Origin of the sequence: Mordavella massiliensis (assembly GCF_016902415.1) — a bacterium.
Taxonomy (GTDB): domain Bacteria; phylum Bacillota; class Clostridia; order Lachnospirales; family Lachnospiraceae; genus Merdimonas; species Merdimonas faecigallinarum.
Map to the genome: position 1 here is coordinate 1 of NZ_JACJLV010000008.1, position 13,024 is coordinate 13,024.

15 protein-coding genes are annotated in these 13,024 nt (G+C 52.6%); 4 read left to right on the forward strand and 11 right to left on the reverse strand.

Annotated elements, in window-relative coordinates; translation table 11 throughout:
* Positions 1–86 precede the first annotated feature (86 nt).
* The 7 genes from H6A13_RS03605 to H6A13_RS03635 all read right to left on the reverse strand — a co-directional run bounded on the left by H6A13_RS03605 (position 87) and on the right by H6A13_RS03635 (position 4,497).
* Positions 87–647 carry a 5-formyltetrahydrofolate cyclo-ligase gene (locus H6A13_RS03605; RefSeq protein WP_204908256.1) on the reverse strand — a complete coding sequence of 187 codons (561 nt, stop codon included), beginning with the start codon at positions 645–647 and terminating at the stop codon, positions 87–89.
* Positions 644–907, reverse strand: coding sequence for a glutaredoxin domain-containing protein (locus tag H6A13_RS03610; protein WP_204908257.1), 264 nt, complete (start codon positions 905–907; stop codon positions 644–646). Before H6A13_RS03610 ends, H6A13_RS03605 begins: the two co-directional genes overlap by 4 nt.
* 102 nt (positions 908–1,009) lie before the next feature.
* Positions 1,010–1,417 carry a Fur family transcriptional regulator gene (locus H6A13_RS03615; RefSeq protein ID WP_204908258.1) on the reverse strand — a complete coding sequence of 136 codons (408 nt, stop codon included), beginning with the start codon at positions 1,415–1,417 and terminating at the stop codon, positions 1,010–1,012.
* A gap of 14 nt (positions 1,418–1,431) precedes the next feature.
* Positions 1,432–1,800 carry a heavy-metal-associated domain-containing protein gene (locus H6A13_RS03620; RefSeq protein WP_204908259.1) on the reverse strand — a complete coding sequence of 123 codons (369 nt, stop codon included), beginning with the start codon at positions 1,798–1,800 and terminating at the stop codon, positions 1,432–1,434.
* A gap of 173 nt (positions 1,801–1,973) precedes the next feature.
* Positions 1,974–4,055 carry a heavy metal translocating P-type ATPase gene (locus H6A13_RS03625; protein ID WP_204908260.1) on the reverse strand — a complete coding sequence of 694 codons (2,082 nt, stop codon included), beginning with the start codon at positions 4,053–4,055 and terminating at the stop codon, positions 1,974–1,976.
* A 6-nt stretch (positions 4,056–4,061) separates the two neighbouring features.
* Entirely contained in the window at positions 4,062–4,361 is a 300-nt protein-coding gene (locus tag H6A13_RS03630; RefSeq protein ID WP_204908261.1) for a DUF6110 family protein, read from the reverse strand.
* The gene (locus H6A13_RS03635; protein ID WP_204908262.1) at positions 4,351–4,497 is read right to left on the reverse strand and encodes a hypothetical protein; all 147 of its coding nucleotides are present in this window, start codon (positions 4,495–4,497) and stop codon (positions 4,351–4,353) included. Before H6A13_RS03635 ends, H6A13_RS03630 begins: the two co-directional genes overlap by 11 nt.
* Positions 4,498–4,693: 196 nt before the next feature.
* Here H6A13_RS03635 and H6A13_RS03640 point away from each other — a divergent pair, with 196 nt between their 5' ends.
* The 3 genes from H6A13_RS03640 to H6A13_RS03650 all read left to right on the forward strand — a co-directional run bounded on the left by H6A13_RS03640 (position 4,694) and on the right by H6A13_RS03650 (position 8,938).
* Entirely contained in the window at positions 4,694–5,311 is a 618-nt protein-coding gene (locus H6A13_RS03640) for a TetR/AcrR family transcriptional regulator (RefSeq protein WP_204908263.1), read from the forward strand.
* Positions 5,312–5,387: 76 nt separating this feature from the next.
* Positions 5,388–7,196 (forward strand): ABC transporter ATP-binding protein, encoded by a 1,809-nt coding sequence (locus H6A13_RS03645; protein ID WP_204908264.1) that lies wholly within the window; start codon positions 5,388–5,390, stop codon positions 7,194–7,196.
* Complete coding sequence (locus H6A13_RS03650) at positions 7,193–8,938, forward strand: ABC transporter ATP-binding protein (protein ID WP_204908265.1); 1,746 nt, start codon at positions 7,193–7,195, stop codon at positions 8,936–8,938. The genes H6A13_RS03645 and H6A13_RS03650 overlap by 4 nt, the downstream gene beginning before the upstream one ends.
* Here the strand turns inward: H6A13_RS03650 and H6A13_RS03655 are convergent.
* Genes H6A13_RS03655 through H6A13_RS03670 form a run of 4 tightly spaced genes read right to left on the reverse strand, consistent with a single transcriptional unit; the run spans position 8,931 to position 12,210 of the window.
* Positions 8,931–9,629: an LrgB family protein gene (locus H6A13_RS03655; protein ID WP_204908266.1), complete on the reverse strand. Its 699-nt coding sequence runs from the start codon at positions 9,627–9,629 to the stop codon at positions 8,931–8,933. The two genes, H6A13_RS03650 and H6A13_RS03655, sit on opposite strands and share 8 nt — an antisense overlap.
* Positions 9,607–9,990, reverse strand: coding sequence for a CidA/LrgA family protein (locus H6A13_RS03660; protein WP_204908267.1), 384 nt, complete (start codon positions 9,988–9,990; stop codon positions 9,607–9,609). Before H6A13_RS03660 ends, H6A13_RS03655 begins: the two co-directional genes overlap by 23 nt.
* A gap of 24 nt (positions 9,991–10,014) precedes the next feature.
* A complete protein-coding gene (locus H6A13_RS03665; protein ID WP_204908268.1) occupies positions 10,015–10,845 on the reverse strand; it encodes a biotin--[acetyl-CoA-carboxylase] ligase in 831 nt (276 codons plus the stop codon).
* A gap of 6 nt (positions 10,846–10,851) precedes the next feature.
* Entirely contained in the window at positions 10,852–12,210 is a 1,359-nt protein-coding gene (locus H6A13_RS03670) for an MATE family efflux transporter (RefSeq protein ID WP_338043001.1), read from the reverse strand.
* 143 nt (positions 12,211–12,353) lie between these two features.
* On the opposite strand from H6A13_RS03670, the gene H6A13_RS03675 reads away from it, so the two are divergent.
* Positions 12,354–12,890: a TetR/AcrR family transcriptional regulator gene (locus H6A13_RS03675; protein WP_204908269.1), complete on the forward strand. Its 537-nt coding sequence runs from the start codon at positions 12,354–12,356 to the stop codon at positions 12,888–12,890.
* Positions 12,891–13,024: the final 134 nt, after the last annotated feature.

Genomic DNA, 13,024 nt, shown 5'->3' on the forward strand with positions numbered 1-13,024 from the left:
TTATTTAACTTGATCAATATTAATATGGGGACGGGGGATTTTCAAAAATCCCCCGTCCCCATATTAATATTGATCATTATCTTTGACTATTTTCCTACATGTATCGCGCCTGTTTCTGTAACAATCAGATCCATCTGCTGATCATGTTCTTCCACCGGTATATCGTCTGTCAGGAACAATTCCCTGCAAAGGGCCGCTCTGGTGCAGGCAGTCTGTTCCAGATACCGGTCATAATATCCGCCTCCGTATCCCAGGCGGGCTCCCTGTTCATTACAGGTCAGGCAGGGAATCAACGCCAGGTCTATCTCTTCCGGGCGGATCAGTCCGGCTCCCGGCGCCGGTTCCAAAATTCCAAAAGTCCCGGGTGCAAGGTCCTGTAAAGAGTGGATCTCATAAACCTGCATCACGCCCTTTTTCTCACAACGCGGCACGCCCAGCCGTTTTCCCTCCGCCAGCACTTTTTCCAGAAGAGGGCGGGTGTTGATCTCCCCTTCCATCCCCACATAACAGAACACCACTTCTGCCTGTTGGAATTCCGGAAGTTCCGCCGCCAGCATACAGATCCTCTCATCTGCCATCTGATAATAGGCGCCGGAAAGAAATTTTCTTTTCTCTAACAGCTCTTCCCGCAGTCTTTGTTTCTTCATGGCTGCACCTTCGCCAGTACCAGGTCCAGATCCAGCGTCAGAGTTCCGTCCTCCAGCTGAAAGCATGGGATTCCGATCTTCCCTTCTTTTTTCACTTCATCAAAGAGTGGCTCATGATCTCTGAGTTTCAAAAAACGCTTCAGATTTGCGGTACTGTCTGTCCAGTCCAGATAGATATAAGAAATATTCTTGTCCTTCAGCACTTCTTCTGCATGCACGCAATCGGGACAGGCGTTGGTTCCATACATAATCAGTTTCATCCTATTTTGCCTCCTGCTTTTGTTATCTCATAACAACCCATTTATTGTTTAGCACAAAAGTCCGCATAATACAATAGGAAATGAAAAGAAACTTCCCTGCTGCTACCGGCAGTGATATATAATCTTTGACACTTTCTTTCCAGTACTTAGATAGCCGTACTGTCTGATTCCCTCCCGGATGATCTGGTCCAGCTTTTCTTTTGACAGCCGGCAGATCGTATCATCCTCCAGGATAATCTCACATCCGCCGTCATTACAGCACCCTTCCCCGCACTCAATCTTGTACAGGTTCTGCCTGCTGATCGCTCCAATCTCTTCCAGTGCGTTGATCATGCGATAAACCGTCGCCACCCCGATCCGTTTGTCCTGTTTCGAAGCCTTGTAATAGATTTCTTTGCAGCTTGCACAGTCATCCTTCAGGATGATATCAATCAGAAGTTTTCTCTGCTTTGTGATACGACATCCATTTTCTTTTAATTGTTCTATGATTTCATCTTTTCTGCTCACCATACCGCCGCCTCATATCAGGAAATGCTGACAACTTCAAATCCCGCTCCTTCTACAGCCTGTTTCAGAACACTCTCATCTACCGCACGGTCGTAAGACACTTCCGCTCGGTTATCTTTCAGGTTTACTTTTGCGGAAACCCCGTCTATCGCGTTAAGCGCATTTGTCACACTGTTCACACAGTTCTGGCAGTGCATGCCTGAAATGCGGATCGTGCGGCGTCCGATCACAGAACCATCAAGCGTCTTCCTTTTCGGCTTTTTCGGCTTCACGCTGCCGGATCCGCCACCGCAGCATGCCCCCTCTCCTTTGAAATGCTTCAACGATCCCTTCACCGCAAAGATGAGAACGATCAGGATCACCACCATAATAATCGCGTCACCCATCACTATCCCTCCATCCTGTTCCTGTCATTCTATTGATTAGTATATGCTAACTACGGTTAGTATTCAATAACTCCAGGTGGATTTTATTGATATTTTTTCTCAAAAACAAAAAACTGATGTTTTCTGCGACAAATCGTCACTGAAAACATCAGTCAACTTTTTAAACCGGCCCGCTATTCTTCCGTCAAAAGATTTCTCATACTTTGCAGGCTGATCAGCAGTGTGGATGTGTTGTGAAGCAGCGCCGAGGATGTAGGCCTGATCCGTCCGGTGATCCCAAGCGCGATCAGCGCCGCGTTGATCCCGATGATCTGGTGATAATTTTTCCCGATCCGTTTCATCATCCCGTTTGCGAGACGCTTCAGTACCACCAGTTCCGCCAGGTCTTCCGCCGCAATGGTAATATCGGCGATCTCTCTTGCAAGCTCCGCGCCGTCGCTGATGGCAATGCCCGCGTCAGCGGCGGACAGGGCCGGGGAATCATTGATCCCGTCCCCGATCATGATGACCTTGTGTCCCAGCGCTTTTTCCCGCTCCACAAATCCTGCCTTTTCTTCCGGCAGCACCTCCGCGTAATACTCGTCCACGCCGACCCGGCGGGCGACAGCAGCAGCGGTCTTCTCACTGTCCCCGGTCATCATGACCGTTTTCTGTATCCCTTCCGCTCTCAGCGCCCGGATCATGTCCGCCGCCTCTTCCCGCAGGGGATCTTCGATGCAGATCACCGCGACGAGTTCCTTTTCAATGGCAAGATACAGGTGGGAGTACTCTTCCGGCAGCGCCTCAAATCTTTCCCGGCATTCCGGGCGGACCGTGCAGCCTTCGTCTTCAAATACAAAATGACTGCTTCCGATCACCACCTTTTTCCCGTCAATATATGAGGAGATCCCATGCGCCACCACATACTCTACTTTCGAATGCATTTCCTCATGGGCGAGCCGGCGCTTCTTTGCCGCATCCACCACGGCCTTTGCCATGGAATGGGGGAAATGTTCCTCCAGGCACGCTGCGATCCGCAGGCATTCTTCCTCCGGTTCCTCTCCGAACGGGATCACTGCTTTCACCGTGGGCTTCGCCTTTGTGAGCGTCCCGGTCTTGTCAAAGACCACGGTATCCGCTTCCGCGACCGCTTCCAGGAATTTCCCGCCTTTCACGGTGATCCCGTACCCGCCGGCCTCCCGGATCGCTGAGAGCACAGTCAGGGGCATGGCAAGCTTCAGGGCGCAGGAAAAGTCCACCATAAGCACGGACAACGCCTTTGTCACATTTCTGGTCAGGAGTCCGGCTGCCGCCGTGCCAAGCAGAGTGTACGGCACCAGCCGGTCGGCCAGATGCTCCGCCCTGCTCTCCATAGAAGACTTCAGTTTCTCCGAATCTTCGATCATGGCCACGATCTTTTCAAATCTGGTGGAGCCGGAAACCGCCTTTACCAGGATGTCCAGTTCGCCTTCCTCCACCACGGTTCCCGCATAGACGGACTGCCCTGGCACCCTGCGCACGGGCATGGCCTCCCCTGTAAGGGAGACCTGGTTTACCATGCCTTCCCCGCCGGACACCTCTCCGTCAAAGGGGATCACATTTCCCATATGTACGGTCACAACGTCGCCCTTTCGGATCTGATCCGCCTTTACCAGGATCTCCTGCCCGTCCCGTTTCAGCCAGACTTTTTTAATATTCAGGGACATGCTCCGCGCCAGATCTCCCACGGACTTTTTATGGGTCCACTCTTCCAGGAGTTCTCCCACTCCCAAAAGGAACATGACCGAACCGGCGGTATTAAAGTCCCGCCGCAGGACGGAGACCCCGATGGCGGTTGCATCCAGAAGCGGGACTTCGATCTTCCTCTCCCGGATGCAGCGCAGCCCCGCCGCAAGATATCGAAGCGACTTAAGCGTCACGATCCCTGCGCGCAGGGTCGCAGGCACCAGAAGCCTTCCGCCGTAGTGCAGCAGCACTTTCGCGATCAGTTTTTCCTTATAAGACGCGTTCAGCTCCCTTCCGGAATTGCGGACAATGGTCTCCGGCACGGCTACCTCTTCATACCGGAAGTTCTTCAGCAGACGGATCAGCGCAGCGCGCTCTCCAGTATAACAGATGACAGCGTCTGCGGTGCGCTCATACACTTTCACATCTGTTATATTGCCCTGCCTGTCCAGATACCAGAAAAGAGTATCCGCCTCCGCACATGTCATTTTCTCCTGAACGACATGGATGCGGAGACGGCCCCTGATCTCATGCTTTATGATAAATTTCATGGGCGGTTACATCGTTCCTTCTTCGGAAGGATCCGCACCGTCTTCCTCTGTCTCCTGCACAGCCGCCGCTTCCTGCGCCGCCCTCTCTTCATTGATCTGCTGGGCCTCCGCAAGGATATCCTCAGCGTTCTCCTGCACAGTCGTGACCGTTTTCATCACACAGTCTTTTGCACGCAGCGCCGCTGCCGTACACTCTGTATATACTTTCTTTGCGTCCCTGCCGGATAAAATCTTAACGCCTGCCGTCCCAAAGAGAACTCCTCCTGCAAATATTCCGATCTTTTTCATCAATGACTCACTGAACATATACTTCTACCTCCTGATAATACTTTTTACTGCTCTGCCGCCGGCTGATCACTTGTGTCTGTATCCGGTATAAAATACCATTATGAAACAGAACACGGCAGCCCATGCCCAGAATCTGTGCTGTTTCATGCGCCATCACTTCCTTCTGTTTTACTAGATTGCAATAAGAATACTATATCAGCATAGCAACACTCTCCCAGGGTAGTCAAAGCTAACCGGCCTTGTCGATAAAACTTCTCACTATCCCATATAATCTCCAAAACCCACTTGACAGCAGCGAATTACTTTCATAATATAACATTGTTATATATCACTGTTATATGGAGGTCGCCATGGATGAAAACACAGTATCTACATTAGAGCGGATCCAGCAGGCCGCATTGGACGAATTTGCAGAAAAGGGATTCCTGGGCGCTTCCCTGCGCCAGATCGTGAAAAATGCCGGTGTGACCACCGGCGCCTTCTACGGCTACTTTTCCAGCAAGGAAGCCCTGTTCGCCTCCATCGTGGAACCTCATGCCGCTGCCCTTATGGGCAGGTTTATGGAAGCCCAGACTTCCTTCGCGGAACTGCCCGAAGAACAGCAGCCGGATCACATGGGCGTAGAATCCTCGGACTGCGTCCACTGGATGGTGGATTATATCTGCCGGCACCGGGAACCGGTAAAGCTGCTGCTTTGCCGGTCAGAAGGCACCAGCTATGAACATTTTGTCCATAACATGGTTGAGGTGGAAGTGGAATATACACTGAAATATATGGATGTCCTCCGCCGCCTCGGGCGGGAGATCCCCGAACTGGATGAACAGATGTGCCATATCATTGCCAGCGGCATGTTTAACGGGATCTTTGAGATCGTGATCCACGATATGCCGGAAGGCAGGGCCCTGCGCTATGTAGACCAGCTCAGGGACTTTTATACAGCCGGATGGCTGAAACTGATGGGGCCGTAGCCCCCATCTTTTTTGCATGGCGGTTAGTCATTTCTAACTTCATGATACATATTTTAACCAAAAGGGAGGTAATCATTTGAAGCAGAAAAAGCAAAGCAGCCTTGCCCGCATCCTGGGTTATGCGGGCGGGCACAGAAATCTCACCCTGCTGGGCTGTATCCTCTCCGCCCTGTCCGCGGTACTGGGGCTGATCCCCTATGTGTGCGTATGGCTTGCGGCAAGGGACGTCCTGGAAACCTGGCCCGCGCTCACCGGAGTGTCCGGGTCTGCCCGCTGGGGCTGGACGGCGGTTTGGACCGCAGTCATAAGTATCGTTCTGTATTTTGCAGCGCTCATGTCCACTCATATCGCAGCCTTCCGCACGGCCCGGAATATCCGGCGCTCTGCCATGGCGCACGTGCTGAAGCTACCGCTTGGATTCTTCACGGGCAGTCAGTCCGGACGGCTCAGGAAACTGATCGATGACAATGCCGGTCTTACAGAAGATCTGCTGGCCCACAAGCTGCCTGACCTGGCGGGAACGATCGTCACTCCCATTGCCGCCGTCCTGATGCTCTTCCTCTTTGACTGGAAAATGGGGCTTCTGTGCCTGCTCACCATGGTGCTGGCGCTGCTGTCCATGTGCCTGATGATGGGCGGAAAGAACGCCGGCTTTTTCCACCGCTATCAGAAGGAGATCGAGCGCATGAGCGGCGAGGCGGTGGAATATGTCCGGGGCATCCCCGTGGTAAAAATGTTCCAGCAGACCGTGTACTCTTTCAAAGCTTTCTATGCAGCCATCAGGGACTACAGCGACCTTGCCAGCCAGTACGCCATGAGTTGCCGTGTGGGGCAGACCTGTTTCCTGACATTTATCAACGGAGCTTTCGCCCTGCTGATCCCGGCGGCTCTGCTGCTTGCCTCCGGCGGGGACGTGCGCACGGTGCTTGTCAACTTTATCTTCTATGCCCTGTTCGCTCCTGCCTGCGGCCAGATGATCAACCGCATCATGTACATGAGCGAAGCTGTCATGGAGGCGGATGAAGCCGTGGGACGCCTGGATGAGATCCTGAGCCAGAAACCGATGGAAAACACAGGGGTACAGAAACAGCCGGCAGACGCCGCTGTATCCTTTGACCACGTGACCTTTACCTACCCCGGCGCGGACCGCCCGGCTCTTTCCGATGTATCGTTTGCTGTCCGGCCCGGTCAGGTGACAGCGCTGGTAGGGCCCTCCGGGGGAGGCAAGACGACAGCAGCAAGCCTCATTCCCCGCTTCTGGGATGCAGACAGCGGCGCCGTCTCCATCGGGGGCGTCAATGTCAAAGAAATGGATACGGAAGACCTGATGAAACAGACAGCCTTTGTGTTTCAGGATACCCGGCTATTTAAAGAGAGCCTTCTGGAAAATATCCGGGCAGCCCGGCCGGACGCTTCCAGAGAGGAAGTCCTGTCCGCCGCACACGCTGCCCAGTGCGATGATATTCTGGAAAAACTTCCCCAGGGTCTGGATACTATGGTGGGCGCCAGGGGCGTGTACCTCTCCGGCGGCGAGCAGCAGCGGATCGCTCTTGCCCGCGCCATTTTAAAAGACGCGCCCATCGTGGTGCTGGACGAGGCAACTGCTTTTGCCGACCCGGAAAATGAGCACCAGATCCAGAAGGCGTTTGAAGCGCTGATCCGGAATAAAACCGTATTGATGATCGCCCACCGGCTGTCCACCGTGCAGGATGCGGACCACATCATTGTCTTAAGCGGCGGAAAGATCGCAGAACAGGGCTGCCATGAGAGCCTGCTTGCACAGCATGGCGTGTATGCCGCCATGTGGGAAGACTATCAGCGCAGCGCCCGGTGGAAAGTCGGGCGGACAGATCCGAAAAGCGGAAAGGGGGAAAAGACCGTATGACAAAGAAATTACAGCACGTATTCGCGCTCAGTGAGAAAGGAGCAAAAGATCTTGTAAAGGCCGTTATCTGGTGTTTTGTATGCAACTTAAGCCTGATGCTTCCGGTGGGGGCCGTCCTGTTCACGGCGCAGCACCTTTTGGATGCTATGGAAACCGGCGGCAGTCCCATGGAGGGCTTCTGGATCTACACAGGCTTTGCCCTGGCGGTCCTGGTCCTTTTGTTTGTCCTCCACTGGTTCCAGTATGCTTCCCTGTATCTGGCCACTTATAAAGAGAGCGCCAGCCGGCGGGTGAGCCTGGCGGAAACACTGCGGCGGCTTCCCTTAAGCTTTTTCGGAAACCGGGACTTAAGCGACCTGACCTCCACCATGATCGCAGACTGCTCCAGTCTGGACCAGATGTTCTCCCACTACGTGCCGCAGTTATTTGCGTCCGTCTTCTCCACGCTGGTGATCGGCGTCGCCATGTTCGTTTGCGACTGGCGGATGGCGCTGGCCATCTTATGGGTCGTGCCTGCTGCGGTCCTTCTGACGGCAGGGAGCAGGAAGATCCAGGACTCCTTCGGCACAAAGAATATTTTAAATAAACGGGCGGTCGCCGACTGTATCCAGGAAGGACTGGAAACCATCCGGGATATCAAGGCATGCAGCCGGCAGGACGCGTACATGGAAAAACTGGAGAAGAAACTTGCAGCCATGGAGAAAGGCTCCATCCGCTCAGAGCTGGCAACCGGCGTGTTCGTCTGCTCCGCCCAGGCGTTTCTCCGGCTGGGTCTGGCAACCACCATCCTGACCGGCGGAGCTCTTCTTGCGGCCGGAAAACTTTCTTTCCTCTATTTCCTCGGGTTCCTCTTTGCCGCCGCCAGGCTGTACGACCCGCTGGGGCTTGTGCTCCAGAATATCGCCGCCACCTTCAACGCCAAACTGCAGATCGAGCGGATGCGCTCCATTCTGGAACAGCCGGTGCAGAAGGGGACGGAAGAATTTACACCGAAGAACTATGACATCACCTTTGACCATGTCTCCTTCGCCTACCGGGAGGGGGACGGCGTACTTGAGGATGTAAGCTTCACTGCAAAGCAGGGCGAAGTGACCGCCCTGATCGGCCCCTCCGGCGGTGGGAAATCCACTGCCTGCAAATTGGCTGCCCGGTTCTGGGACGTCACCGGCGGGAAAGTTCTCTTAGGCGGAACGGATGTATCCACAGTGGACCCGGAAACGCTTCTTCGCTCCTACTCCATGGTATTCCAGGATGTGGTGCTGTTCCGGGATACGGTGATGGAAAATATCCGTCTTGGCCGCCGAGGCGCTTCGGACGAGGAAGTGATCGCAGCCGCCAGAGCCGCCCGGTGTGATGAATTTATCCGGGAACTGCCCCGGGGCTATCAGACCATGATCGGCGAGAACGGCTCCACCCTCTCCGGCGGCGAACGCCAGCGGATTTCCATCGCCCGCGCGCTTCTGAAAGATGCGCCGGTCATCCTTCTGGACGAGGCAACCGCCAGCCTGGACGTGGAAAATGAGAGCGCTGTTCAGGAAGCCCTCTCCCGCCTCCTCGCCGGCAAGACGGTTCTGGTCATCGCCCACCGGATGCGCACCGTGGAAGCGGCAGACAAGATCGTTGTTCTCTCTGAGGGCAGGGTGACAGAGCAAGGAACCCCTTCGGAACTGATGAAACAAAGCGGCCTCTTCCGCCATATGGTGGAGCTGCAGAGACAGAGCGCCGGGTGGAAACTTAAGTAATCAGCCCGGCAAATATTGCCGCGCCTGCCACGGTACAGATGCCCGCAGTCACAATCGCCAGACTGCTCATGGCGCCTTCCGTCTCACCCATCTCCATGGCTTTTGCTGTGCCGATGGCGTGAGCGGAAGTGCCAATGGCAATCCCTTTTGCTATCGGATGACGGATGGAAAAGATCCGGCAGATTGGCTCTGCCATCATATTTCCCAGCACTCCAGTGATAATGATCACAGCCGCCGCGATCTCACTGTGTCCGCCCAGTTCTTCCGCCACGCCCATACCGATCGCCGTGGTGACAGATTTCGGCAGAAGCGTCACATACTCTGCCCGGGTCAGGCCAAATAAAAGCGCCAGCGCCAATACGGTCAAAAGGCTCGCTGCAACTCCGGACAAGATGCCGGTCAGGATCGCCCGGTAGTTTTCCTTCAAAAGATGAAGTCTGTCATACATGGGAATTGCCAGACTCACTGTAGCCGGCGCAAGCAGATAAGACAAATATTTTGCACTGGCGTTATAGGTTTCATAATCGGTTCCCGTTGCCAAAAGGAACAGGATCACCAGGAGGATGGCGATCATCAGCGGATTGGCAAGCGCAGTATTCCATCTGCGTTTTACCAGCACTCCGATCCCGTAAGCGGCCAGGCTGATAAATACTCCCGATGCCGCAGAATTAAGAATCACTTCTTCCAGCATGTGTTTTTTCTCCTTTTTCTGATTTCCTGATACAGGCATCCGTCACTTTTCCCGCTGTAACCATCACTACGATCGTGGACACCACTGTGATCACGCAGGCGGGCACAAGCATAGCCTTCATATGTCCCCAGGACGCGACCAGTCCTGCTGCCGCCGGGATAAACATCAGCGGCATGATCTCGATCAGAAATTGTCCGGTTTCCCTGACATCTTCCAGCTTTAGCCATCCAAAGGCCAGAAATGCAAATAACAGCACCAGGCCGTATACACTTCCCGGAATGGGAAGCGGAATCAAATAATGCAGGATCTCCCCTGCGCAGGTAAATCCCAATATCACTGCAAATTGTCGGATATATTTCACAATTTTTTCTCCTCTTTGTCCTTTTTATTTTCCCCAGTTTCCAACCGGCCGGATACTGATCTCGCCAGAAGACAGATCTTCCTCTTTTCCGTCCTCATACCGCACTTTCAGGCGGCAGTTCTCATCCAGGGAAAGAGCCAGTGCCCTGCGCCTTCCCGCCGGTGTCACAACATCGATCTTCTGTCCGGTCACAAAGCATCTCTCCCGGTATTTTTCCACATAACTTTTGTGATCCGGCAAATGATAATAATAGAAAAAACGGTTCAAAAATTCTGCCGCCAGCTGTTCTCTTGCCTGATCCCGATAGCTGTCAAGTATTGCCCCTGCCTTTTCGGACAGTTCCTCCGGAAATCCTTTTCCCGGCAAGAATACATTGAATCCGATCCCCAGGATCACACTATCGAGGATCCCCCTGGCCTGGCTGAAGCTGCCTTCCGCCAGGATACCGCAGACCTTTTTCCCTTCCATATAAATATCATTGACCCATTTAATCCCGGCCTTTTTTCCGGATACTTTTTCAATGGCTTCACTGGCAGCCACTGCCGCCATAGTAGTGATCCTTCCAGTCAAATCCGCATCCGGCTCCTCCTGTCTTAACAGCAGGCTCAAATACACGCCGGTTCCGGAAGGCGAATAAAACGAGCGTCCCAGTCTTCCCTTCCCCGCTGTCTGTTCTCCGGCAATGATTACAGTCCCGGCTGGCGCTCCTTCCTTTGCCTGCTCCCGCAACAGAACATTGGTAGAATCCACAACCGGAAAGACCTGTAGCGAAAGTCCTTCTGTCTCCTGATTGAAATATTTCCTGACAAACGTCTCGTTAATACTTTCTTTTTCAAAAAGCTCTGGTTTCTGCATGTTCTTTTACTCCTTTTCAAGCTGACGGATACACTGTTTCCGCACATAGAAGAAGCATACAGCCTGCATGGCGATGGTAATAATCCAGGATCCCGGATAGGAAATGAACAGGAAATACAGGGATCTGTGATGCGGGAAGAACACATAAACCCAAAGGATCCGGGTTCCCACCGTACCGATCACCGACAACACCATCGGCACTGCTGAACGGCCCATCCCACGCAGGGCTCCGGGGAAAAGATCCATAACCCCGCAGAGGAAATAAGGCACCGTAGTGATAGAAAGGATCTCCAGACCGCACCGGATCACGTCCGGCTCAGCCGTATAGATCCGAAGCACCTGATCCCCGAATACATAGGCTCCTACGCCCAGAAGCCCCGCCGCGCCTGCGGACAGGATCATACAGTCTAACAGCACCCGGTCCATCCGTTTTTGTTTGCCCACGCTGTAATTCTGGCTGGTAAAACTCATGCAGGCCTGAGTAACCGCATTGACCGATACATATAAGAATCCCAGGATATTATTGGCCGCGGTATACCCTGCCATGGCGGTAGCGCCAAAAGAATTGACAGAAGACTGTAAAAGCGCATTGGAAAAATTGATAACCGTACTCTGGATCCCCGCCGGGATCCCTACCTGAAATATACGGATCATGTATATTTTTTTGATTCCCAGTTTCCGGAAAGAAAGCTGGTAACTTCCTTCTGTTTTCTGAAGGCAGCGGATCACCAGGATTGAAGAGATCATCTGGGAAGATACGGTGCCGATCGCCACTCCGGCTACTCCAAGCGGGATCACGATCACAAGCAGAAGGTCCAGCACCACATTTGCCATGCCGGACACTGCCAGAAACATCAAGGGCCTCTTGGTGTCCCCTACCGCACGCAGAATGGCAGCACCGTAGTTATACAACATGAAAAACGGCATGCCAAGAAAATAAATCTGCATATATAAAGTAGCCTGCCCGATCACATCTTCCGGCGTGTCCATCAAAGACAGGGCCGCTCCGGAAGACGCAAATCCTACAAAAGCCATGACCACGCCGCTGATCAGAGCCAGGGTGATGGCCGTATGTACGGACTCTGACATTTCCTTTTCCTGTCCGGCTGCGTAATACCTGGCCGCCAGCACATTGGCGCCAAGGGAAACGCCGATAAATAGATTTGTAAAAATATTGATCAGCGCAGTGGTGGATCCTACAGCCGCCAGCGCCTGGCTTCCGGTAAATCTCCCCACCACAATAATATCCACTGCATTAAACATCAGCTGCAGGATGCTGGTCAGCATCAGCGGCAGTGAAAATGAGATCAGCTTATCCATAATTGTGCCATTGCACATATCGATTTCGTATTTATTCTTCTTCAACTTCTGTACCCTCCATTTACCCTGCTTATCTTACTGCTTTCCATGTCCAGCGTCAAGTTGTCTTCTTCCGGTTTTCCAATGAAAGGAAACGGTTGAAATTCTTCTCCTGCGGAAGTATAATTCTCGCGAAAGGAGAAGAACACATGCCGATCAATACAAAAGAACAAATTGCAGAAGCCGCCATGACTCTTCTGATGGATAAAAATGTCAAAAAACTGACTGTAAAAAATATTGTCGAAGAATGCGGAATCACCAGGCAGGCATTCTACTATCATTTTGAAGATATCCCCCATCTTTTCCGATGGATATTCGAGAAAAGCGAGGAGCATATCCTGGCGCAGGCAAGAGAAAGCAGTGATCCGGAGGAGGAACTCCGCCGTTTTTTCCTGATGGCGATCCACACTATGCCTTATGTGAAAAAAGGACTGGAAAGCAATTACGGCAATGAACTGGAAGCGCTTTTCTCACACTATTTCTGTCAACTGTTTGAGCAGCTGGCCGAGAAGAAAGACATGTACAAAAACTGTACACGCTTAGAAGCAGGTCTGATCCTTCGCTATCACAGTTATGCGATCATCGGACTACTGCAAAACTGGACAGATGCAGATACAAAAAATCTGGAGCAGATTGTTCATCTGGTCTACCTTTTGATCAGCGAAGGAATTTCCCCTTCTTCCTAATATTTCTATAAAAGATCTGTTCACAGACTGGAGTGTATTTTTTTACACTTCAGTCTTTTTGTCTATACACTTTTTCTGATCTGATCATTGTAGATTTCGTTCCGGCTCCATAGAATAGAAAATGACAAAAAATA